Annotated in this window: 14 protein-coding genes; 8 read left to right on the top strand and 6 right to left on the bottom strand. The window is 60.2% G+C overall.

Features of this window, described 5'->3' with window-relative positions:
* Positions 1–13 precede the first annotated feature (13 nt).
* The 4 genes from CSW57_RS21165 (at position 14) to CSW57_RS21180 (ending at position 10503) form a co-directional block, all read left to right on the top strand.
* Positions 14–2758, top strand: a complete 2745-nt coding sequence (locus CSW57_RS21165) for a DUF1156 domain-containing protein (protein ID WP_099384397.1) — start codon at positions 14–16, stop codon at positions 2756–2758.
* The gene (locus CSW57_RS21170; protein ID WP_099384689.1) at positions 2758–4446 is read left to right on the top strand and encodes a DUF262 domain-containing protein; all 1689 of its coding nucleotides are present in this window, start codon (positions 2758–2760) and stop codon (positions 4444–4446) included. Before CSW57_RS21165 ends, CSW57_RS21170 begins: the two co-directional genes overlap by 1 nt.
* Positions 4433–7780, top strand: coding sequence for a Swt1 family HEPN domain-containing protein (locus CSW57_RS21175; protein ID WP_099384398.1), 3348 nt, complete (start codon positions 4433–4435; stop codon positions 7778–7780). The genes CSW57_RS21170 and CSW57_RS21175 overlap by 14 nt, the downstream gene beginning before the upstream one ends.
* A 137-nt stretch (positions 7781–7917) precedes the next feature.
* Positions 7918–10503 carry a DEAD/DEAH box helicase gene (locus CSW57_RS21180; protein ID WP_223249381.1) on the top strand — a complete coding sequence of 862 codons (2586 nt, stop codon included), beginning with the start codon at positions 7918–7920 and terminating at the stop codon, positions 10501–10503.
* Between the two features lie 569 nt (positions 10504–11072).
* Here CSW57_RS21180 and CSW57_RS21185 read toward each other — a convergent pair.
* On the bottom strand, positions 11073–11501 hold the full coding sequence (locus CSW57_RS21185) for a ParB N-terminal domain-containing protein (RefSeq protein ID WP_099384400.1): 429 nt from the start codon (positions 11499–11501) through the stop codon (positions 11073–11075).
* Between the two features lie 738 nt (positions 11502–12239).
* Positions 12240–12485, bottom strand: coding sequence for a hypothetical protein (locus CSW57_RS21195; protein WP_099384401.1), 246 nt, complete (start codon positions 12483–12485; stop codon positions 12240–12242).
* Between the two features lie 1322 nt (positions 12486–13807).
* Here CSW57_RS21195 and CSW57_RS21205 point away from each other — a divergent pair.
* A complete protein-coding gene (locus tag CSW57_RS21205; protein ID WP_099384403.1) occupies positions 13808–14614 on the top strand; it encodes a hypothetical protein in 807 nt (268 codons plus the stop codon).
* A gap of 127 nt (positions 14615–14741) precedes the next feature.
* Here the strand turns inward: CSW57_RS21205 and CSW57_RS21210 are convergent, their stop codons facing one another.
* Positions 14742–15035: a hypothetical protein gene (locus tag CSW57_RS21210; RefSeq protein ID WP_099384404.1), complete on the bottom strand. Its 294-nt coding sequence runs from the start codon at positions 15033–15035 to the stop codon at positions 14742–14744.
* Positions 15036–15289: 254 nt separating this feature from the next.
* Here CSW57_RS21210 and CSW57_RS21215 point away from each other — a divergent pair, with 254 nt between their 5' ends.
* Complete coding sequence (locus CSW57_RS21215) at positions 15290–16078, top strand: hypothetical protein (RefSeq protein ID WP_099384405.1); 789 nt, start codon at positions 15290–15292, stop codon at positions 16076–16078.
* A gap of 669 nt (positions 16079–16747) precedes the next feature.
* Here CSW57_RS21215 and CSW57_RS21220 read toward each other — a convergent pair.
* From CSW57_RS21220 to CSW57_RS21230, 3 genes are all read right to left on the bottom strand, one after another.
* Entirely contained in the window at positions 16748–17416 is a 669-nt protein-coding gene (locus CSW57_RS21220; protein WP_099384406.1) for a hypothetical protein, read from the bottom strand.
* Between the two features lie 30 nt (positions 17417–17446).
* The gene (locus tag CSW57_RS21225; protein WP_223249382.1) at positions 17447–20050 is read right to left on the bottom strand and encodes an AAA family ATPase; all 2604 of its coding nucleotides are present in this window, start codon (positions 20048–20050) and stop codon (positions 17447–17449) included.
* Positions 20051–20476: 426 nt separating this feature from the next.
* Positions 20477–21487, bottom strand: a complete 1011-nt coding sequence (locus tag CSW57_RS21230) for a zinc-binding alcohol dehydrogenase family protein (protein WP_099384407.1) — start codon at positions 21485–21487, stop codon at positions 20477–20479.
* A gap of 89 nt (positions 21488–21576) precedes the next feature.
* Between CSW57_RS21230 and CSW57_RS21235 the strand changes: the two genes are divergently transcribed.
* Together CSW57_RS21235 and CSW57_RS21240 are read left to right on the top strand one after the other, a co-directional pair.
* Positions 21577–21966: a winged helix-turn-helix transcriptional regulator gene (locus tag CSW57_RS21235; protein WP_099384408.1), complete on the top strand. Its 390-nt coding sequence runs from the start codon at positions 21577–21579 to the stop codon at positions 21964–21966.
* An 844-nt stretch (positions 21967–22810) separates the two neighbouring features.
* A complete protein-coding gene (locus tag CSW57_RS21240) occupies positions 22811–23317 on the top strand; it encodes a nuclear transport factor 2 family protein (RefSeq protein WP_099384409.1) in 507 nt (168 codons plus the stop codon).
* The last annotated feature ends 5 nt before the right edge of the window (positions 23318–23322 follow it).

Here is a 23322-nt window from a genome sequence, read left to right on the forward strand (position 1 = left end):
GATCGAGGGATCTGTGTACAAGCGCAAGCTGATCGAAGTGGCACTGCCATTGGACGCGATCAACCGAGAAGCGGAGCGCGATACCCCGAAGCGATCAAATCACCCGTGGAGGATGCATTTCTGGTGGGCACGCCGAAAGCTGGCGACCGCGAGAGCCGTCCTTTTCGCACAGTTGGTCGATGATCCGTCATCGGATCCAGAGCGGTTTCCGACCGTCGAGGACCAGCGGGCTGAGCGGGAGCGCTTGCACACGCTCATTGAGCGACTTGTCTGTTGGGACAACGCGCGAGATCCGCGGCTCTTGGCCGAGGTTCGCGCAGAAATCAAAAGATCGGCGGGTACTTCTCTCCCAGCCATCTTTGATCCGTTTGCGGGTGGAGGCAGCATTCCGCTGGAGGCTCAGCGGTTGGGCTTGGAGGCACGTGCGTCGGATCTCAACCCCGTCGCGGTGCTGATCAACAAAGCTCTCATCGAGATTCCGCCCGCATTCAAGGACCAGGCTCCCGTATATCCCGCGCTAGCGGACTCGCAGATCCGTAATTGGAGGGGCGCCCAAGGGCTTGGTGCTGATGTACGTGCCTATGGCTCTTGGATCAAAGAGCGGGCCTTGGATCTCCACAAAAATACCTATCCAAGTGAAAGCGGAAAGTCCCCGATTGGGTGGCTGTGGGCGCGGACCGTACGTTGTCCCAACCCTGCTTGCGGCATTGATATGCCGCTCGTGAAGTCGTGGTGGGTAGCGAAGAGGTCTACTCGTAAAGTGTTCATAGTTCCTACGGTTGTAGACGACCCCACACATTCCTCGGGCATGCGAATTGAATACAGCGTTAGCGAACGGCCGATAGAAGCGCCTTCGGACGTTGATGACGGCACCGTAGGACGACGAGGCGCCAAGTGTGTGTCGTGCGGCACAGCGGTGCCACTGACTTATATTCGAGAAGAGGGCCGTGCTAAACGGCTCGGCCAACAACTCCTGGCCACGATTGTAGACGGCGGGCGGAGGCGCGACTACATTTCGCCAACTGCCGCCCAGGCAGTGGCGGCGGATGTCATCCGACCGGCTGAGACTATACGAGGTGAAGTCGGCTTCTATCCGCGAGACCTAAAGGCGCCGACTTACGGCCTGACGGAGTTCGCAGATCTTTTCACCGCGCGCCAGTTGACGGTAATAACGACACTTAGCGACCTGGTGCAGGAGGTCCGAGACGCGGTCGTCGGCCACGGAGGGGCTCTCAATTACGCCGACGCTGTCGCCACCTACCTCGGCCTGGCTGTCAGTAGAGGGACTGATTACCAGGCGAATGTCACCACTTGGCACTACCAGAATGAACAGATTCGCAACGTCTTCGCCCGGCAGGCGATCCCCATGGCGTGGGACTTCTTTGAAGTGAACATCCTGGGGACGGGTTCGGGCACCTGGGCGTCGCAGGTTGAGTTGGCGGCGCAGGCCCTTGACGGGCTCGTAATCGACACCCCGGCCACGGCCCGGCAACAGTCGGCGCAAGATGCGTCACGGCAGCCGCTCGTCATGTCGACGGACCCGCCCTACTACGACAACGTTGAATACGCCGAACTGTCGGACTTCTTCTATGTATGGCTCCGACGAACCCTACGGGCGGTGCATCCGGATCTCTTGTCAACCCTTCTCGTCCCTAAGGCTGAAGAACTGGTGGCGAACCCCTATCGCCACGAGGACAAACAAGGAGCCAAAACGTTCTTTGAGGACGGTTTTCGGACGGTTTTCGCAAACGCCCGAGAAGTCGCGTCGCCAGACTACCCAATTACGGTTTACTACGCCTTCAAACAGAGCGAGACTGACGCCGACGGCCAAGCTTCTTCAGGTTGGGAGACTTTGCTGGAGGGAATGATCCGGGCCGGCTGGATGATCACCTCGACGTGGCCGTTCCGGACTGAGACCGCGTCGCGCATGCTGGCACAAGGTAAGAACGCGTTGGCATCGTCGATCGTGCTCTCCCTGCGACCACGTCCCGGCGGAGTGACCACCACAGATCGACGGGGTTTCATCGCTACGTTGACTGCAGAACTCCCCGCAGCCCTCCGCAAGCTCCAACAGGGGCAGGTCGCGCCCGTTGACCTTCCGCAAGCAGCCATTGGGCCTGGCATGGCGGTGTTCAGTCGCTACTCAGCTGTTATTGAATCCGACGGAAGCAGGATGACCGTTCGAGCAGCCTTGTCACGTATCAATGAGATTCTTGACCAAGTCCTGAACGAGCAGGAGGGTGACTTCGATGCGACTTCCAGATTCGCAATCGCGTGGTACCGCCAGCACGGCTATGGGGTTGGCAAGTTCGGCGACGCTGACAACCTCGCTCGTGCACGGAATACCAGTGTGGACGCGATGGACCGCCAAATGATCTTAACGAGTCGTGCTGGAAGCGTGCAGCTCATCAAGCCCGCCGGTCTCTCGTGGGACTACGACGTTCTCAAGGACCCGCACTTTAGCAACTGGGAAGCGCTGCACCACCTCATCAAAGTCCTGGAGCGAGATGGCATCGCCCCAGCGGGCGGCTTCCTCCATGCCGCGTTCAGTCGTTCGGACGGCGCGATCGATGGTGACCTGGTCAAGGAACTTGCTCACCTGCTCTTTCGCATCGCCGAGGGCAATGGTTGGACAAAGGACGCACTCAGCTTCAACACTTTGGTGACTAGCTGGCCTGAAATCTTGGAAATCGCTCGAAGCGCGGGCAAGCCAGTTGTTAAGCAGGGTGCGTTCGACTTTGACGAAGGAGACGAGTGATGCGGAAGCTGACTGCGCACGAGCATCCACTACGAAAGGTCTTCTCAAGTGACTTTGAGTTCCATATCCCTGAATACCAGCGACCATATCGGTGGGGGAGAGACCAGGCGCTCCAGCTTCTGGACGATCTGGAGGAAACGCTTGATCGTGATCACGACGAGCCGTACTTCCTGGGCTCGCTTGTGCTAGTTGAACGAGCCGACGGGTCCTACGACGTCATCGACGGTCAGCAGCGCCTCACAACAATCACTTTACTGTTCTCCGTTCTCCGAGACGTTGTTGAGGGGGACGAGTTCGCACGCAACCTCAGTGCCAGAGTGTTGGACCCGGGTAACGAACTGGATGGCATTGCGTCGCGTCCGCGGCTGACTTTGCGTGAGCAGGACGCCCCGTTTTTCCGCAAGTATGTGCAGGACCCGGGGAATATATCGACGCTGGTGACCCTGACCGACGCTGCCGCAGAAACAGAGCCGCGGCGCGCGATACGCGACAATGCGGCAGCGTTTTGGACGCGGTTGAGCGGATGGCCAGACGAGCGTCGCCGAGCGCTGGCGACGCTTGCAAGCACGCGAACCTACCTTGTCGTCGTCAGCACCCCGAGTCTCGACAGCGCCTACCGCATCTTCAGCGTGATGAACGCCCGAGGTCTCGACCTCACGCCGGCCGATATCTTCAAATCGCGGGTGATTGGCCAGGTCGCTGATCTTGGCGGGAACTCGAAGCGGTGGGAGCTCGCCGAGGAAGCGCTCGGGAGCGACGACTTCACAGAGCTTTTCCGTGATATCCGGACGGTCGTGAGTGGGGAGCGTGCCCGCCGTGAACTACTCGTAGAGTTCCCCAGTCAGGTACTCGATCCGTATCTTGACAATAACGCTGCCGCAGACTTCGTCGACTCTCTGCTTCTGCCCTACGCCAGAGCATTCGAGCGGACTGTCGCGTTCGATTTCGGGCCCGGTGACGAATGGAAACCGGTCAATCACTGGCTCAAGAGGCTGGACATGGTCGACAACAAGGACTGGCGACCCTGCGCTCTGTGGGCCATGGTGGAGCACGCCGACGACGCAGTCTTCCTCACTGCGTTCTTGAAACAGCTGGAGCGCCTCGCAGCCAGCTTCCTGCTGCGCCAGGCCTACACCACTCCGCGAATCGGGCGCTATCTCGAACTACTCAACCAACTCAAGGCCGGCGCCGGACTCGATGCCACCGCATTCGACCTCAGCGATGAAGAACGCGAACTCTCACTAGCAGCACTGCAGGGCGACATCTACAAAATGCAACCTCGCCGGGCACGCTACGTGCTGCTCCGCCTAGACGAGCTGCTGGCAAAAGACCCTGGAGCGACCTACAACCACACAATCATCTCTATCGAACACGTACTCCCACAAAATCCAAAAGACCCGAGTCAATGGCGACTGGACTTCACCGACGAGCAACGAGCTGAACTTACCCACAAGCTGGGCAACCTGCTGCTGCTGAACCATCGAAAAAACTCACAAGCCAACAACTACGACTACTTGGCCAAGAAAGCCAAGTACTTCACGACATCGACCGGCTCAGCAGTATTCGCTTTGACCACACAGGTGCTCGACCAGCCCACCTGGACGCCCGAGGTCATCGCTACTCGTCAGCAGCAGCTCACAGACATGCTGGCACAGGAATGGGAGTTGATCAGGAATGGCTCTAAGTAACCGCGACCGCATTGACCGCATGTTCCAGGTACTCGCCCCGGCACTCGATGACTTCATCTCCACTGTCGTCGGGCAAGGCGACCCAGCACTCGGCGCTGTCTGGACCACACTCGTTCAGGCCAAGGACAGCAAGAACGGTGCGCCTTCAACGAAAACGTACGACGCCCTGGACCCACAGGTGCAATTTAGGATCCTGACGGAAGGCAACATCACCGCCGGGTTCAAGCGCGGATGGTATCCGTTCCAACAGGTTATCGGCCGCAGCGGAGAAACGTTCGCCAGCGAGCTCCGCGAAGTGCGCAACGAGTGGGCCCACAACCGCACATTCACCGACGACGACGCCTACCGCGCCCTCGACACCGGCGAACGACTCCTCAAACTAATCGGTGCCCCCAAAGACGCGGACCAAATCCGAAGTATCCGCCTGAACCTCCGCCGTGTTACCGCCGACAAAGACGACAAGAAGGTCCTGAAAGCCGCGGTGGACAACCCCGAAGCTACGGGTCTTCGCCCGTGGCGTGAGGTCCTCCAACCCCACGACGACGTAGCAACCGGCAACTTCCACGCATCGGAGTTCGCAGCCGACCTGTACAAGGTCGCTACCGGCGGCGAGGTCGATGCCGACTACGCCGACCCCGTCGAGTTCTTCCGCCGGACCTACCTGACCGAAGGCCTTCGCGACCTCATCGGACGGGCGGTTCGCCGCCTCGGCGGAGACCCCAACGTGTCGCCGGTCATCAACTTGCAGACCAACTTTGGTGGCGGCAAAACCCACTCCATGTTGTCGCTGTGGCATATCGCTGCAGGTCTCTCCGTTGGAGACTTTCCACAGGAGACACAAGAGCTACTCACCGCCAGCGGATACACCGGCACTAAGATCAACCGCGTCGCCATCGTCGGAAACCACTTCAGCCCATCCGGTGTCACCAAAGACGACGGCACTCATGTGAACACCATGTGGGGTGAACTCGCGTGGCAACTCGGTGGACCGCACGCCTACGCGGTCGTCGCCAACGCCGACCACGACCGCACCCATCCCGGCGACGCCTTACACGAGCTGCTGGCCACGTACGCACCCGCCGTCATCCTAATCGACGAATGGGTTGCCTACGCACGATCACTCGTCGGGCGAGACGACCTGGCCGGAGGCACCTTCGACGACCAATTTACCTTTGCCCAGTCCCTCACCGAAGCCGTTAAAGGCACCCCGGGCGTCCTGCTGGCCATCTCGATCCCAGCCTCAGAAACAGGCGACGCCAACGACAAGGTCGTTGCAGGCAACGCCGAAGAGGTCGGCGGCCAGAACGGACTCGAGGCGCTCAAGCGCCTGCAAAACGTTGTTCGGCGGGTCGCCGACCAATGGCGCCCCGCCTCCTCAGACGAGGCCTACCACATCGTCAAGCAGCGGCTATTCACCCAGCCCGATGCCGCAGCGCTGGCCGCGATCGGCGCGACCGCCCGTACTTACGTCGAGATGTACCGCAAATTCTCCGATGACTTTCCCCGCGAGGCCCGCGACAGCACCTATGAGGACCGGATCAAACGCACCTACCCCATCCATCCAGAGCTGTTCGACACCCTCTACGAGGAATGGTCATCACTGGAGCGTTTCCAACGCACGCGAGGTGTTCTGCGCCTGATGAGCACCGTCATCCACGCCCTGTGGACCGGCGAAGACCAGTCCCCGCTCATCATGCCCGCCTCCATCCCGCTTGCCACGTCGAACGTCAACTCTGAACTGACGCAATACCTTCAGGACTCCTGGAAAGCCATCATCGACGCCGACGTCGACGGCGCGAACTCCGAGCCGGTGCGTATCGACAAGGAGAAGCCACTGTTCGGTCAGCGAGCGTTGACCAAGCGGCTGGCGCGCACCGTTTTTTTCGGGGCAGCTCCGACGATCGCACCCGGATCGGTCCACAAAGGTATCGCCGCCCAACGGGTCTTTCTGGGCACCGCCATCCCAGGCGACATCCCCGGCAACTTCCACTCCGCGCTCAATCAGCTCGGCGACCGAGCGACCTACTTCTACTCCGGATCAGGGAAGTACTGGTACGACGTCCAACCCAACATCACCCGCACCGCAAAAGATCAGGCCGAACGTCTCCACAAGGAAGACGTGTGGGCCGAGATCGTCCGACGCCTACAAGATCAAGGCCGCAAGCGAGGCGACTTCGCCGGCGTCCACGTCTGCCCAGAGACGAACGCCGACATCCCCGACACCGATGAGACGCGGTTAGTAGTCCTGCACCCGAAGGTTACCCACAAGCGGGGAGCGGAGTCTGCGGCAAAGGATTTCGCCCACAAGGCCACTGAACACCGCGGAAGCTCCAACCGAGCACATCGCAACGCACTGGTCTACCTCGCTGCCGACGCCGCCCGCCTCGAGGAACTTGAGAGCGCAACCCGTGACTACCTCGGCTGGACACACGTCTTAGCCAGCGAAGTCGACCTCGACCTGACCCAAAACCAGAAGAATCAGGCCTCACAGCGAGCGGCGCAGGCCGACCAGACGGTCACCGCCCGTCTGCTGCAAAGCTTCACCTGGGCACTGGTCCCCAACCAACCTGACCCAGGCGCGCCGTTTCTGATCAAAGAAACCAAAGTCGAAGGCCAGTCCGACGCTCTCGCAGACCGCGTCTCACGCCGCCTGGGCAACGACGGCGACCTCTCGACGCGGCAGGCAGCGGCAACGATCCGACTCGCAATCGGCAAAGTTCCACAGATCTGGAAAGACGGCCACGTGTCCTTGGGAGCGCTATGGGGACTGTACTCGCAGTACCCGTACATGCCGCGCCTACGCGATCGGTCCGTTCTCGACGCGGGTATCCTCGACCTGCCGATGATCTGGCAGACAGACGCCTTCGCCCTGGCAGCCGGCTATGAGGAGTCCACAGGCCGATACATCAGCCTCTGGACACCAGAAGACACCGAGAACTCGCCAGTGGTCACTGATTCATTGCTCCTTGTTCGGCCCGACGCTGCAGAAATGCAACGTTCAGACGAACCTGGCCCTCGACCAAAGCAGGGCAGCGGGACGGGCCCCAAGCCAGGTCCCGGACCTAAGCCAGGTCCCGGTCCGGCGGACGACAACGACTGGCCGACACGCTTTTACGGAGTGAAGACGTTGAACTCCGACAAGATCGCGTTGGAGTTCAAGAACGTTGCCGACGAAGTCCTCGCGCACCTTCGGTCAGGTGAAAACACCAGCGTGACGGTACGAATCGAGATCGAAGCAAACGACTCCGACGGCTTCAACGAGAGTCGGGTTCGTACCGTCTCCGAGAACGCCAAGACACTCAAGTTCGACCAGTCCGGATTTGAAACTAGCTGAAATAGGCAGCTCGCCGCCGCCTGGGGGATCAGCAGGCCCAGCGGTGGTGGATTCTGCGCACCACCACCGATCAAAGGCCGAGACTTATGGGGCGAGAAGAGCGAGTACATCTAACGACGCTTGCCGATGAGGCATCGATGCTCATCAGCACAGCTCAACAGGTCCACGCAACTCGTCAAGAAGTTGGTACTGCCGGCTCGGAGGCCGAGGCGGGTCTCCGGCGACGCGTCATCGACCTACACCTCGACGAGGACGGCGGTGTACGCGTCCTACCGCTGCGGCACGGGGACCTCAAACTTCTTGCCGCCATTGCCCAACGGGCTGCGCTCGCCGAGTTGAATGCTGACGCCCAAAACATGGTCACGAGCCTGACGACCGATGTAGCGCGCGCAGTCAACGACGCCCGGTCATTCGTCGGCGCACGCCGCCTGTTGATGCGCAAGGGCGCCCGGGAAGCAGGCCGTCACGCGGGCGTGTTCCTCGAAAATTACATGCGCTGGGCTCACGCCGAGAATGTCCCGTACAGACTCTCCGAGCTACTCGGCGCGGCAGCGGCCACAGTCGACATCAAGGATATGGACACTGCGTTGGGTCAATGGTTGGCCTCCGCGCCGGAGACTTTTGCATGGGGCACAGCAACCGTCGTCGACGGTGCCCCGGCCAAACACTTGGCCCGCGCATTGACGACCATCGAACGTGCCGTTGCCTCAGAGGCGGAAGCGAAAGCCACAGCGCTCCAAGCCGGCACCGCCGTGCGCCGCACCGATACAGACAAACTTGTTCACGCGATGCCGGTCGGAAGGCTCAAGGACGCCACTCGTGATCGCCTGCGTGTGAGCGCACTGACGGACGCCGGCATTGACACCGTCGGACAAGTGCTCAAGAACCAAGCCATCCTCGAGTCCTTGCCCGGCGTCGGACCCGCTACCGCCACCCGCATCCGCGGAGCAGCTCAGACGCTATGGCAAACCACATACGACGAAATGCCAGTCCGCATCGACATCAACGATCGTTCACCGCGTGCGACGAACCTGCTTCGCGCACTGGGGCGTTGGAGAGCCCTGCGAGCCGCCCAACCCCCAGCGAGGGAGCTTGCACTGCTCAAGCCGATGGCCAAGTTAGCCGCGGCTGCATCGGAGGCTCCCGCCCGACTAGCAATCTTTGCACCGCACACCACCCACACGCCGCCCGAACTGGTTCGCGACCTAGAAGCCATACAGTCGCGCGCTCGAACAATCGCCGCTGCCGATGCCCCGATCACAGACCTGTGGGACCAATTTCTGGCCTACCCCGCCGATTACTACGCGCTCCTCTCGGAACTGGGCCTCTTGACCGAGGACGAGAACCGAATATTCGGGGATCTCCCCGACGACATCGTCGCGGCCGTACGCCAGCAAGAACTCAATACCGAACACCTCAACGCGTCGTTGCGCGGATACCAGAGTTTCGGCGCACGATTCGCACTCGCACAAAAGAAGGTCATCATCGGCGACGAGATGGGCCTGGGAAAGACAATCGAGGCGATCGCCGTCATCGCCCATCTGCGCGCCAAGGGTTCCCACCACTCACTAGTGGTCTGCCCAGCAGCAGTGGTCACCAACTGGATTCGCGAAATATCAACCAAGTCCACGATCCGCCCACATCGGCTCCACGGACCTGCACGGCACAACGCACTGCGCAGTTGGTCGCGCACCGGCGGAGTCGCGGTGACCACGTTCGAGACACTGCCATGGCTAAGTACCCAGCAGTCTTCGCCCGCCGACCTAGGCTGCGTGATCATCGACGAAGCGCACTACATCAAGAACCCGCAGGCCCAGCGTTCACAACGTGCGGTGCAATTGATGAACGGTTCAGCGCGAACGATCCTACTGACCGGCACCCCCCTCGAGAACCGGCTCGACGAGTTCAAAAACCTAGTCCAATACGTCCGACCGGACCTTACCGTTGACGCCACCGAACTCTCGCCACGACGGTTCCGACAGCAAGTGGCACCTGCATACCTGCGACGAAATCAAGAAGATGTGCTCACCGAACTCCCGGAACTGGTAGAGGTCCAGGAGTGGGTTCCGATGTCGCCCGATGACTTGACCGCCTACCGGAACGCAGTGCACGACGGAAACTTCATGGCTATGCGACAAGCAGCTATGACCCAAGGTAAACAGTCACAAAAATTGACGCGACTCATCGACCTCGTCGCAGAGGCTGAGGCCAACGAACGACGCGTGATCGTATTCTCACACTTCAGGTCTGTCCTCGACGAGGTTGTCCGGGCGCTGCCCGGCGAGGTCGTCGGTCCACTGACCGGATCGGTACCCGCAGCGCGGCGACAGGAAATGGTGGACCAATTTACCGCCGCTGGACATGGTGCAGTGTTGGTATCTCAGATTGTTGCAGGCGGCGTAGGGCTCAACATTCAAGCGGCCTCGGTCGTCATCATTTGCGAGCCGCAGCTCAAACCCACCACCGAATGGCAGGCGATAGCTCGCGCCAGGCGGATGGGTCAACTTGAGTCGGTACAGGTCCATCGGCTTCTCACCGAAGAAGGAGTCGATCTGCGCATCACCGAACTACTGGTACGCAAGCGTGAGCTGTTTAACGACTTCGCACGTATCAGCGACATCGCCGAAAGCGCACCAGAAGCCGTCGACATATCCGAAGCAGAACTGGCCCGCGAGGTGATCGCCGACGAGCGGCAACGCCTATTCGCTGAAGAACAACTTTAATACAGAAAATCCGTACATTCACCAGTGAGAGTCCGTTTTAACAGGGGCGCGGACGCATCGCGAAGCCGAACAGCTTTAATACTCGCGAGCAGCCTTGCTGTGATGCCTCGCATGTCAGTGACGTGCGGGTACGGTTCTGTCTGTGTTCGCAATTTGGAGAAGCTGTCAGCATTTCGCAACGCCAGATTCGATTCCCGATGCCATCGCATCCAAATTAGAGGTAGTTCTGGGAGCTTCGGAACAGTTGCCGTCGGCTGGCAGGGCTCGTCGTTTCGTTGCCCGACGCACTGACAGGGGACAGTGGCGCAGCGTCGGATTCGTAGCGAACGGCTCGTTAATCGAAACGACTACATCCGCTCAGCTCCGAAAATACGAGCGCGTCAGAGTCGGTGAGTTGACCTGGTCTAACGACAGTTATCGCCCGTTGTCCGATAGCGACCATCCCTCACGTACGGTAAACCTCGACGAGAGATAGCGTGCACCCGAGACACGCTGCTTCAGCAGAATTTGTAGTGTGAAATGACGTCCTGTTGCCCGATGCAGCAGGAACTGGGTGTTCGTGAGGGTTGTTAGTCGATGCCGCAGCAGCCGAAGTGAGCCACCCAAGCTCCCAGGATCTCTTTCGATCGCTCCCGGTAGCGTGCGTTGTAGCGATGCCTGCCTTCAATGAGTAAGTACGGGTAGCCCGAGTCGGGTTCATGGATGACGAATACAGGAGGAAGGTGCACCCCCTCGCGGATGCTGCCCCGGATGTCGTCGATCTTCGCTTCACCGATCGCGTCTCCCTGATCGTCCGTCAATTGTGACCGATTGATCGCGATTGTAGGGATCGCCTTCATCGCCCAGCACTCGTGGTGTTCGCTGACGCCGTACCCGTTCTCGACGTTGTCTGCGGTGGAATCGTAGGCCTTGTCCGGACAGATGCGGCAGGCCATAGCGAGTGAGACCAGCTCCTGGGATTCCGCATCTTGCGGTCCAAAGCCGTCAGCTTTGACCATTGCGAGCCCAATCGTCCGGATGGATCACGTGCTTTAGCTTAAAGCGCCACTCGAGTCGAGCAATAGCGAACCAGAGACCTGGCGGGGACCGCACCTCCCAGTAGCAAAACATCATCTACAGGTCGCGGCGTCTTCGAGCCTCCTCACCGAGCGGTTTTGCATGCGGCAGACCTGCCTCCTACGCCACCGACCAGATGGTGCACGACACGTCAACAAACGGGCCCCTGCCGGTGTGAACGGGATAGCATTCAGACGAACGCAGAACGCGAAGCTGCGACAGACACCGATGGGGAACGTGATGGCGCCTGCGGGCTGGCAATTCTGGCAATTACGACGCGTCGACGACGGACGTGTCCAGTGGCTAGCAGTGACCAAGCCTGGGGCACGATCGGCTATTGACCAGCATAAAGTTTGGACGCTGGTTCCGAGGTTAGCTGTATTCGTTGCCAACCGGTATGTCACGCAGGACCACCACGGGGAAGTGGGGAACGAGTGGGTCCACGAAAACATTGACATTGAACAGGCACGTACGGTCGTCATTGACTTACCTGAACCTGAGCCGGCCGAAATCAAGCGGTTCACACACCCTGAAGCTGAGCTGACGCTCCAACAAATCGACCGTTACCCAGCCGCCAAAATACTAGGCAAGCGAGTCGCAACGACACTGACGTCGCGTTGTTGAGCAGAACAGCAGGAGCCTCTGACATATTCGTCTACACCGCTCCATCGGGCACAGTTCTAGCGTAGGTTCCCAAACCGTTTCCGCATCCCGTCTTCCACCACCCGTGCCCGTTCTTCGCTAACTGGTTCGTAGCCGTCCGCGAACTTCGTCTTGCGAGCGACGGCGGAGAGATACTTCCACTGGCCGAGTCTCGGTTGAAATTGTTCACCTTCGCCGCTGACGTCATCGACCCGTATCAGCCCATTGTCGTCGCCATCGGCGTAGAACGTGAAACCCATGTCGGCCTTCCGGTATGACAGCATTCCGCAGCTCTTCAGACATAGCACAGCAGAGATCATTTGCTATGCCAGGGCTACCGCACCTAGCGCAGCTTCATGCAACCAGCTACTACCGCACTAGACCCGAGTCCCTTCCCCAACGCTGGTCATCGTTAAGCCTGTCGTGCACTTCGCATGCCGCGACTGTTTGGTCGAGCGGCAGTGCGCCATGGTGTGCTATGGATAGCTGCGCATCGACGCGGACGCGAGTCCGGGTATCGGCGGTAGATTCGCTGTCCGAATCGGACAGCCAGCTTTAACGTTTGAGAGTCGGACTAAATGCCTGTGAGAGAGTCATCCGATTACATCTGAGCGCGAGCCCGCACTGGTTGACGTGGGCATAGTGATTCTCGAGGCCGTAGCGGTGCTGCATTCGCGTAGTTACCACCGTCTTCGGATACTGCCTGGTATGTCGTCGTCGGGCGTGCATTGGCGACTCGCTGTCACCGCGGCCGAGAACATGGTCGACGAAGGCGGCAATCTTAGTCTCCATGATTGGGAAGCGGCGTTCACCTACACGACGGGCACAGGGGCCGAGATTGCCGGCAGGTCCGTTACCGGGGCCACCACGCCAGCGGAGATAGCTGACGTCATCGTCGAATCACTACCAAGTGCCATAGGCGACGCCGCCGACCAGGCGTACGTCCAGTGGTATGCGCGGCTGTTGGACCTCGTGCACCACTATCACGCGCTTCCTGTTGCCTACGCTGACTGCTCCAATCCAGCAGACGGCTGGGAAGTTGGGTGGGGTGGCAACGTATACGTGTCTACGCCTCCTCCCATCCCGAGTGCAGGTTGCACTCACTGAGTGCCTAGCTCTTCGCAATCGTCAACCGGCTCGCGAGACTGAGCACCTACTGACGGCCCCATCCGGGTGAGTGTTTGACGTACAACGTGCCGCGAGTAGCCGTTGTAGTTGAGTAACCGTTCTAGGCCGGTATCGTCGCTCCCATGCCAGCGACCCCGAACCGTTCTGTGCCGGAGTGGAAACCGGACGCTGACGTCGCGCTGTGGGCGGAGCAACATGGCTATGGACCAGCTGTGGAGATGACCGACGGCAATCTTCGAGACTTTGCCAAACGGCATGCTGGTCGACCGGTTGGATTATATCTCTGGGAGGGCGAGCAGCATGAAATTTATATCGGCATCTCCTCGACATCAGTGGTGGGGCGCCTGCGTGATCATCTCAAAAGCTTCGCCCACGCCAACATTCAGAGTTTCCGCTTCTTTGAGCACCACGGCGACCGTAGCCAGCTGCGAGACATCGAACGTCAGCTGATTGGGAAGCGATCTGGGCGGGCTTCACCGTGTTCAACAGCGAGCACACTTCTTCCATATATGGTGCATCGGAGTTCGACGAGCTCATTGCGATCGAGGACCAACTTGCGTGGTTTGAGGACCCGGCGGCCAGCAACCTCACATCGGCACACGATGTGCACCCCATCGACAACAACCAGCGAGCAAGGTCGCGGAAGAACTGGGCCAAGTTCACGAGTCGGCCCGACGCACACCAGGTACTCGATGCAGTCTCGCTGAATCTTCGCACCTGCACTCCGTTCCCCTTCCAGACCCAGATTCACTACTGGGGTGTGTCCTGTTTACCCAACACGCGTCTCGGGCGCGGCTACAAGCGACTCAGCACAGTCAGTATGGGAGTACTCGAAATGCTCTGGATTAATCAGACACCGTCTGGCCCGGTAAGCGTTCAAATGGGTACCGACTACCGGCTTCTCCCACCCGACTTTGAGCGCGAGCTCGCTACGTGCGACGTTGCTATGGCTGGCGTTATGCACGTGAACGGGGGAGCCGCTGAGGAGGTCCTCACGTTCCCAACGATTAGTGCGTTCATCGGCGCCATGCATCAGTTCGCGCCCATCCGGATGGCTGCTGCCAGGTTTGCACTGGATCGCATGCGTATGAGCAAGCTAACGCGCCACAAGGACGCCCATAACTTCCTGTTTGCCCAAAAGGCCCTGCATCGCGTCGACAAGTGGAGCATCACTACAGAACCACTCGACGGCCTCAGCGAAGTAATCACTGCCCTGCGAGAAGGGCCAGCAACAACGAAACACCCCAGCAGTAGCAGTCGTCAACGTGACGCACGCCGGGAGTAGCCGACGACTGCCTCTCGTTCAGACCCAGTCTGCTGTCGCATAAGTTCTTTCCGTCGAATCTGGAAGTGCGCTACTTCACCGCAATAGGCAGTCCGCTGGATCGGCGGAGGCGTCCAACGGCGCCTTGCTAGTGATGTTCGATCATCACGAAGTCTTTGAAGACGAGCTCTCGGAGCTGTCCCGGTATGCCCATTCCTCCGCCGAATCCACCGAAAAGCGCTTTCTCGAGCTCGTCTCGGCTTGCGAACTGCTCGCCGTCGTGGTCGATCAACGCCAGAAGGACGTCGGCAAATTCGGCCCACCGGAACATGTCGTCAGCAGATGCCGTCGGGATCCGACCTTGCACAAAATCAGGGGCGAACGACCATGGGCGCAGGAACTCGCGGAAGGCGCTGGAACGGACACGGTACCGAGTGGACATGAGCAGAGGATAGGACAAGCGGGTCGCGGCAGCGTCTGTGCGCGGCTAATGATGTGGCCCGCCGGTGCATCCTCGAACGACACGACACCCCCGGATCAGATCACCGACCCCCGCAGCGCTCCGAAGACCTGCTCGCTCAGATCGACTAAACGGCAGGTCCATTCTTTGGGTACCCTCTGTTACTGCAACCGGCGCGCGCGTAGCCAGTCACAGACGATTCGGTCGGTGTCGGGCGGGTGGCGTAGCTTGACCGCATGGCCAACGGTAATCAGATCGAGCCCGCAACGAAGTTCGAGCAGACGCTGCGGGCTTCGGCCCAGATGCCCGGGGTGCGGATTAATAGGGAGGCGTTCCTCCGTAGGGAGTTGAAACGATTTTGCTCCGACGACCAGATCGGGCGCGCGATCGCCACGACCCCTGCCGAAGCGGGCGTGTCGATCGACGTGGTCGACCAAATCGCCAACAGCGTGATCAAATATGAGACAGGCAAAGTAACGACCATCTCGGCTGTGGCCGGCATTCCGGGAGGGTTCGCAGCATTCGGCACGGTCCCGGCCGATATCGCGCAGTACTACGGCCACTTGCTGCGCGTCGTTCAGAAACTTGCCTACATCTACAGCTGGCCGGACCTATTCGATGACGACGGGGACGGCATGGACACCGCGACCGAGAGCATGCTCACATTGTTCATCGGTGTCATGTTCGGCGTGAACGCGGCGCAGGCCGGCGTGGCGCAGGTGTCGGCGTTGATCGCGAAACAGGTGGCAAAGAAACTCCCGCAGCAAGCACTGACCAAAGGCACGGTTTACCCGATAGTCAAGAAGGTCGCGACAGTCCTTGGCGTCCAGATGACCAAGCAGATCTTCGCGAAAAGCGCAGCGAAAATTGTCCCGCTGGTAGGCGCCGTCGTCTCCGGCAGCCTCACGTTCGCCACATTCATGCCCATGTCCGTGCGGCTCCGTAAGCACCTCGCGAGCTTGCCGTTGACCAAGCCGGGTGCGAGCGGCCCGGAGTTCTTCGAACCCACGCCCATCGCGGAGTAGTCCACTTGTCCAGTGGCGCGACCGAAGAACACGATGAAGAAGAACAAGACGAAACAGACTAAGAAACTGGCTGCGGAGTTACATCGCATCACGACTGCTGGCCGGCCGCTATCTTCTGCCGATGTACGGGCTCTTGACGCCCTCCTAGGAGATTTGGCAGTTCGAGCGACTACGGACCGTACGGTACGACTTCTTTGGCTTCGGGCCAGCTTTGTCCAAGAACACCTATCTAGTCAGCCAAGCGCATCCACCCGCGACGGAAGTGGCCTACCAGCTGCAGCTGATGTTGGCCCCGTGCACGGCCTGAGCCACGCTCGACGCGAAGTCTTGGGCGGGCTTCCTGGATCTCGTCGTCAGCGCTGATAGAGCTCGTTTGCAGTTCGACCACACCGTATCCAGGGCGTTTTCGCTACGCCGAAGACGCGAGTTGCCAGAAGCAAAAGGGGTCGGCCGGGCCGGCGTTGCCGCCGCTTTCGTGAATACGTCATGCGGGGGCACCGGCTAACCGGCTGCTGTACCTTGGGCCGTCGAGGTGATCTCGCCGTTTGATGGCGGATCGTTTGGAGTGGGGTCGAAGTTGGTCGCCTGAGGTCTGCGGTTCACCACGATGGGCGCAAAACCCGTTCATGAGGGCGGCGACCCGGACTGCCCGCAGTCCGGTGGTGGGCTTTACGCGAATGCCGTGTAAACGCTCAGCGCCAAAGTGATCGTCGCGGCATTCATCAAATCGGGTACGTTGCGACACTGGTGACGAAAAACGTTGCGCTGCAACAGTATAGATACTGTATCGGCGCCGATGATGCGGAAGTAGCCACGGCCACGGCCACGGTCGCTGGCTGGTCCTAGGCGGGCAAAGAAGAGGGTGAGCCGTTCGGATGCGGAACCTTGGGCCGGCTCGACCAGCTGTACCGTGCACGATGCTTCGCTACCGGTGCCGCAGCCACACCACAGCCCTCCGACCCGCATCCCCAGTCCCCACCGTTGATCGAGGAGCGCTTCGGTGAGCTGGCGGTGATCGACTGGTACTGGGGGCGCGATTTCCATCCACACCTTGATGGACCTCCCAAAATCGGTGTAGATGTACGTCAGATGAGCGTTGCTCTTTTCGGTGAAGACGGCAATCCGGCGCGGCAGCCGCGAACCGAGTCCGAACCCGCCGCCAGCGGCAGGTGAGACTTCGATTTCTTCAGCAACCAACGCGGGAGTGCTCCACAGAGGTGTTTCATACGCGGTGAGTTGACGACGGCGTGCCTCAAGATCACCGTTCCAGTGAGTGCCGGTTGCACCGCGAAGCACCACATGCGCTGCAGTGCGAGCACAGTAGGCGATGCCCAGCACGAGATCGTGTTGCGAGTCGTCTCGGCACCCTCAGTGGCCGGCGGTCTGGACGTATCGGGCCGCCCTGACTAGTCCTCGGCGCTTATGTGGGCGGTGCGTGCGGCGGTGAGTTCTGCCCAGTGCGCTTGCAATCCGGGCAGCGTAGGACCGACACCGAGGCTTGCCAGTGGTTGAGAGTGCCCATCGATGTAGCGGCACGCTTCCTCGAAAATTCGGTTGACGGTGTCGATCGCGGCCGGCAACGCTGCTGATTTGATTTTCGGCAGATTCGTCATGCGGACGTTGGGTTGGTAGCGCTGAGTCACGCCCTGCAGTAATTCGGTTTCGGTGAACACTTCGCACCACGCCCGGATCCAGTCGTAGCCGGTGCGCACCAGTGCCGCGCGAGCATCGCCCTGCTGAGTCCTCGCCGTCTCGATAGTCTCGTTGATGTTCTTCTTGAGGCTGGTGAGGGTCCCACCGTGGCCCGGTGGCTCTGGTGATCTCACCCTTGCCGGACTCGTCGGTGACCTGGAAGTAGCGGCAGCGTTTGGACGATTCCATGAGCAGTAGCAGCGTGGTTGCGAACAGGATGTCGTGAGTGAAAACGATGACCTGATTGGTCTCGGCGAGCAACGCGATGCGCTGGGCAACTTCGTTCACTCGTCGGTGATCGAGGCTTGAGACGGGATCGTCGAAGACGACGGGTGCGGTGATACCAGCGAGCCTGGCCTCTGCAAGAAAGTCGGCCATCGCAATCACCTTTTGCTCACCCTCAGATAGTACTGCCGACGGTTTGTGATTGCCGCTGAGCACTTTTCGGCGATGAGCGCGACCCTGGCGCCCGACGAACTCCACCCGCAGGGCTGGTGCCCGCAAGGCTCGGCACTCGTCGTTGAACAGCGAGTCGAAGCTGTCGTTGACCATCTGATCGCTGGCGGTTTTGGCGAGCCCAGTCACTGTGCGCAGTAGGCCAGGCATGGGCTTAGCAAGCAGAGTGAGCCGCTCGGCCTGTTTGGCGTTGAGTACCTGTGATTCGATGAGGCTCCACGACTTCGTGAGTTCGGCTGCGGCTTCGAGCTCGACGAGGTCGCGCTTCTTTTCGACGGTGGTGTCCGCGCGCGTAGCGGCTTGGTGCTGTAACACGGACAGCGCTTTGGTGGTGGACTTCTGGGCAGCGGCAAGGGCTTTCGAGTCGGCGGCTGAGGTCGCGAGTAGCGAAGGCAGGACTGTCGAGGTCGACTGCAGCTGCATCTTCAGCTCGGAGAACGTTGCTACGGTGCGATCAAGTTCGCGGTGGAACGGCGGCTTTTCCTCGGCAGCGGAATAGTCACCTGCAAAGGTTGAGGCGTCTGCGACCGGCATGTTCACGACCGCTTCCACGAAGGTGCGCAGGCCCTCCTTTGTCGCCGCGATCTCGCCGCTGATCGCGTCTTCAAGGTACGACGAGTATTTGCTGACCAGGGCGTGTGCTGTCGGGGTGAGCGGCTGGCGACAGTAGATGCAGCGTTGTGCGTCGTGAACATCGAGGCTCGAGAGGTGCGTCCGGTAGTCCTCGCCAGCTTCGATGAACGCACTCCAAGTGTCGTCCGGGGCGGTGGGCAGATCAGCCGCTTCGAACAGGGTTCGGCGAAAGTCGCGGAAGTCCTGTTCGAGGGAGATTAGCTTAGTCCTTTCGTGTTCGTAGGCGTTCGCGTCGAACTCGGCCATCGTGGTGGCAACGGCTGTCGCCTGCGTCAGGACTCGTTCGAGGTGTTGGTGCAGCTTGATTTCAGCAGTAACCGTGTCAGCTTCGAGTGCTGCGACTGTTCGACGTAGTCCGGCGATACGGGCGTCGATAGTCGGGTCGGGATCGGCGAGCTTTTTCAGTTGCTCGAGGTCGGTGGCAGCGCCCAGCGTCTCGATGAGGGGGTAGGCCGAGGCTCCGCGAGCAAACCTGGAGAGAATGCCTGTGGATGAGGTCGTGAGGGTTGTGACGGCATGGTCGATGTGTGTCTGTACTGCCTTGATTGCATCGATGACGTGGTTGAACAGTGCCAGAGATGCTGGTACGTAAACATATTCGAGGTCGGCGTCGACATGGAAGCTCACCGAAGGGCTGTCGAAGATCGACATCCGCGTAAACGGGGACAGACCTAGTTGTCCCTTCCAGGTCAGGCTCTTAGCCTCAGTGCCAAGCTTGTACTCGATGACGGCAGATTGTGGGTAGGGCACCGTTGCGTCGATGTCGCCGAGGATGACGTCCGCCGTCCGGCTGGCAGCGAGTGCTTTGAAGATCCTGGAGTATCCGGTTTTGCCGGTTCCGTTCTCGCCGAACAGGATGGTCAGACCTTCATGCGGCTCGATGACGCCGCCCGGGACGAGCGCGTTGACGCCGGTCACCCCCGACACCGACGTCACCGCGAGTGGTTCGATGGCGTCGTCGTCGTGGTGGGGAGTCGATAGCGGCTGCTGCGTGGGTAATACGCGGGGGTCAATGGCTTTCTCTTGCCGGAAGAGCTCGTAGGTGTGTTTTTTTTCGTCGTCGGTGAGCTGGCGTCCGCCAGCGACCACCTGACCAACGATGTACCGCACCCATTCGTCCGAGGAGTTCGCCCACTGACTCAACAGAACACGAGGGTGCACGAGGAGATGGGTAGTGGTGTCGTCAGCCACGGTCAGCCTTTTCGCCGGCGAGCGCCCAGTCGGTGGTGACCGTGCTGCTCGCTCCGGATCCTATGGCACCGGGGTACGGCCGGACCCGCATTCGCGTCCGGCTGTTGTGGTGCGTAGCCGGTGTAGACCAGGTCTGACCTGCGTAGACCGTTTCTACCTGGTGTTACCTCCATCTAAAAGGCGGAAGGTCAGCTGGTGGTGCGAAATCCGATAATCGGTAATCACGTGGCATCAGTGCGTTTAGATACCCGATCCGAGGGACGAGGCGCTGCTAAAACCAGTTAGCGCGATACGACTCCGATCCACGGCGATCGGGTGCAGGTACGTTGTCGCGCAACCAGCGTTGGCAGTCTGCGCTGCTTTTGCGAACCAATCCGGTTGCCTCGATCACGCTGAAACCATCCCCTGATGAGTGACAAATGCAGATCAGTCGGTCGAAACGATCACCTTCCCGATCATCGACCCGCCCTCCACCGCCCGATGCGCTTCCCGGAGGTTCTCCGCGTTGATTGGGGTGAGCCGCCGGCTGACGGTGGTCTTCAAGACACCGCGGTCGACCAGATCGGAGATTCGATTCAGGACATGGTGTTGACTGTCGCTTTCTGGTTCGTACAGCGGCACAGTGAACATCAGTTCCCACTGCCAGGACTGACTCTTTGATTTCAGAGGAAGAATGTCGAGTCCCGCAGGTTCGTCGATGGCGATCACCGCTCCGCGCACCGCCATGATCTGAGCATAGGTCTCGACGTTCCCGGCCGAGAACGGCGAGAAGATCCAGTTGATGCCTTGCGGAGCAACGTCTGTCGCCTCTTCGGCGAGGTTGTGGTGGTTGATGACGTGGTGCGCGCCGAGGTCGCGGGCCCACTCCATGGACTCCGGTCGCGACGCCGTCGCGATCACGGTGACTCCGGTCAGCGCCCTGGCGAGTTGGATCATGACCGACCCGACCCCGCCGGCGCCGCCCATCACCAGCAACGTCCCCGTCGAGGCAGTCTTCAGCCCCATTTCGGTAAAAAGGGCCTCCCACGCCGTGATCGAGGTTAGCGGCAGCGCCGCGGCGTCGCCGAACGGCAGCGACACCGGCTTACGACCGGCCATACGTTCGTCGACCACATGGAACTGGGTGTTGCTGCCGGAACGTCCGATCGATCCGGCGTAGAAGACGTCGTCGCCGACCGCGAACAGTTCGACGTCAGATCCGACCGCAATCACTGTGCCCGCGGCGTCGTAGCCGAGTACCTTCGGCTCCTTCTGTGGTTGGAATCCCGAACGCTGTTTCACATCGACCGGATTGACAGACACTGCTTTGACTTCGACCAGCAGGTCGCGGCCATTGATCTCCCCGACCGGGAGTTCGATTTCGACAAACGAATCAGGGGCGTCGACGGGGCCCGCCTCGAGGGCGGCAACGGTCGTGGTTGTTGTTGGAATCGTCATGACACGACGGTATGCGTGGACCCCTAGTTACCCGCAAGGGTTTCTAGTACCCTTTAGGTACCATTGCGATAGAGGGTGAAGGTTTCTCCATGACCACCAGACACCGAGGCGACGTGTACTCCGCGACCTGCCCTTGCCGACCGATTCTCGACCTGCTGGCCGATAAATGGAGTGCGCTAATCATCGGCGCACTCGAGGGCGGTCCGATGCGCTTTGGCGAGCTGAAGGCTCGGCTGCAGGGCGTCAGCCCTAAGGTCCTGACTGCTGCACTCCGGCGACTCGAATCCGGCGGTTTCCTCACACGGACCGTGCTACCGGAGGTTCCGCTCCACGTCGAATACGAATTGACCGACCTCGGTCGAGGGGCCAGTGAACCGCTGGCCGCGTTGCGTGATTGGGTCGATGGAAACCTGGACCGGTTCGGTATCACCGGTGAAAGTGGTGGGCGATCGACGGTCAAAAAACTCGGCCCTGGTTAGCCAGCGGGTTCCTAACTCGCTGGACTGACGCACGGTCACACGCAACTGTCTGGACTGGATGGACCCAATCAGATCCCCGGACCGGTGAGCTCCTGATTACGGACTGGTTGCGACGCTGCGTTGTCAAGGAGAGGAAGATCGACCACAACGCTACTGCCGGCGGCCATACTAGAAACTCTCATGGTCGGGGAGTGAGTAACCCGCCTACTTCGCTAAGTACGCCTTAGCCTTTCTCAGCGCGTCAGTCGGAGGGTGACTAGATGTGCGAGGAGAGCGGCGAACCTGGTTTTCACACCTACGGCAGCTTCTTGGATCAGTTGGACACGCACAGCGCCAGGCCTTCCGTTTGACCAGCTCGGCCCTCGTGGGTCGGCCTATCGAAGGAATGTTCTAGTAAATCGTCTACGCACAACAACATTCGGACTCTACCTGGTTTGCTGGTGTTGCTCTCCCGTCCGGAAGAATTTCCGACGTTCCTGGTGAGGAAGCCTGCACGATCGGAGATCAATATCGGCAACTTCATGTTCGTACATCGCCATCCGCGATGACCGTCTGAACTGATCCCACTGCTGCCGAACGATCGTGGCGGTCCCGACATGCGGACTCGCGCTCCGCCTATTAGCGCGTGCCCGGATGATCGGCAGTGCTAGATCGGACCCAGCCCGAGAATGGGTGCGCCCCTCCATCGCTTGCGCCGATTTCGCAATAGTGGCCCGGCACCACGCCAACGGCTTTATAGTGTAATGGTAGTCATAGTTGTGACGGGCGATCTTGATGCTGGCTTCGCGCTGAGGAGCCTGGGATCGGCCGCAAGCGACACGGTTGGAAGCGAGAGGATCAAGTAATGCAAGAGGACATCGCGCGGCACCTATTGGACCGATTGGAAATCCAAGACCTACAAGCGCGATACGCAATAGGGCAGGACGAACATCAGGGTAGTGATGGCGACGTCGCAGAACAGTGGCGAGAGGTCTTCGCGGCGGATGCAGAACTTGACTACTCAAGCGGCGGCTATCCGGGTGTTAGAGCGACCTACCCCGAGTTAATCGAGTGGATGCGTGGAACTGCCGGTGAAGGAGGTGTGATGAACGTCTTTGACAACTGGCAGCACATGCTCGGTCTGCCCACAGTAGCGATCGATGGTGATGAGGCGACCGCGCGAACCGACCTATTGGCGACCCACAAGGGAAAGCCAGGTCCTCGCGGCGAAAGTTGGAATCTGATGGACGCGTGCACGTTCTACGACACCTTGCGGCGGATCGACGGCAAGTGGCTGATCACACATAGACGCTTGGAGGTGCACTGGCTCGAAACGTTCGCAGGCGTTGCACCGCTGGCGGGCGAGTTCTGACCGCG

The sequence above is a fragment of the Williamsia muralis genome (assembly GCF_002735905.1).
Lineage (GTDB): Bacteria > Actinomycetota > Actinomycetes > Mycobacteriales > Mycobacteriaceae > Williamsia > Williamsia muralis_A.

Coding starts and splice junctions, on each gene's coding strand:
- CSW57_RS21170 (WP_099384689.1), top strand. CDS start 2,758: ATGCGGAAGCTGACTGCGCACGAGCATCCACTACGAAAGGTCTTCTCA.
- CSW57_RS21175 (WP_099384398.1), top strand. CDS start 4,433: ATGGCTCTAAGTAACCGCGACCGCATTGACCGCATGTTCCAGGTACTC.
- CSW57_RS21180 (WP_223249381.1), top strand. CDS start 7,918: ATGCTCATCAGCACAGCTCAACAGGTCCACGCAACTCGTCAAGAAGTT.
- CSW57_RS21185 (WP_099384400.1), bottom strand. CDS start 11,501: ATGGTCAAAGCTGACGGCTTTGGACCGCAAGATGCGGAATCCCAGGAG.
- CSW57_RS21195 (WP_099384401.1), bottom strand. CDS start 12,485: ATGCTGTCATACCGGAAGGCCGACATGGGTTTCACGTTCTACGCCGAT.
- CSW57_RS21210 (WP_099384404.1), bottom strand. CDS start 15,035: ATGTCCACTCGGTACCGTGTCCGTTCCAGCGCCTTCCGCGAGTTCCTG.
- CSW57_RS21215 (WP_099384405.1), top strand. CDS start 15,290: ATGGCCAACGGTAATCAGATCGAGCCCGCAACGAAGTTCGAGCAGACG.
- CSW57_RS21230 (WP_099384407.1), bottom strand. CDS start 21,487: ATGACGATTCCAACAACAACCACGACCGTTGCCGCCCTCGAGGCGGGC.
- CSW57_RS21235 (WP_099384408.1), top strand. CDS start 21,577: ATGACCACCAGACACCGAGGCGACGTGTACTCCGCGACCTGCCCTTGC.
- CSW57_RS21240 (WP_099384409.1), top strand. CDS start 22,811: ATGCAAGAGGACATCGCGCGGCACCTATTGGACCGATTGGAAATCCAA.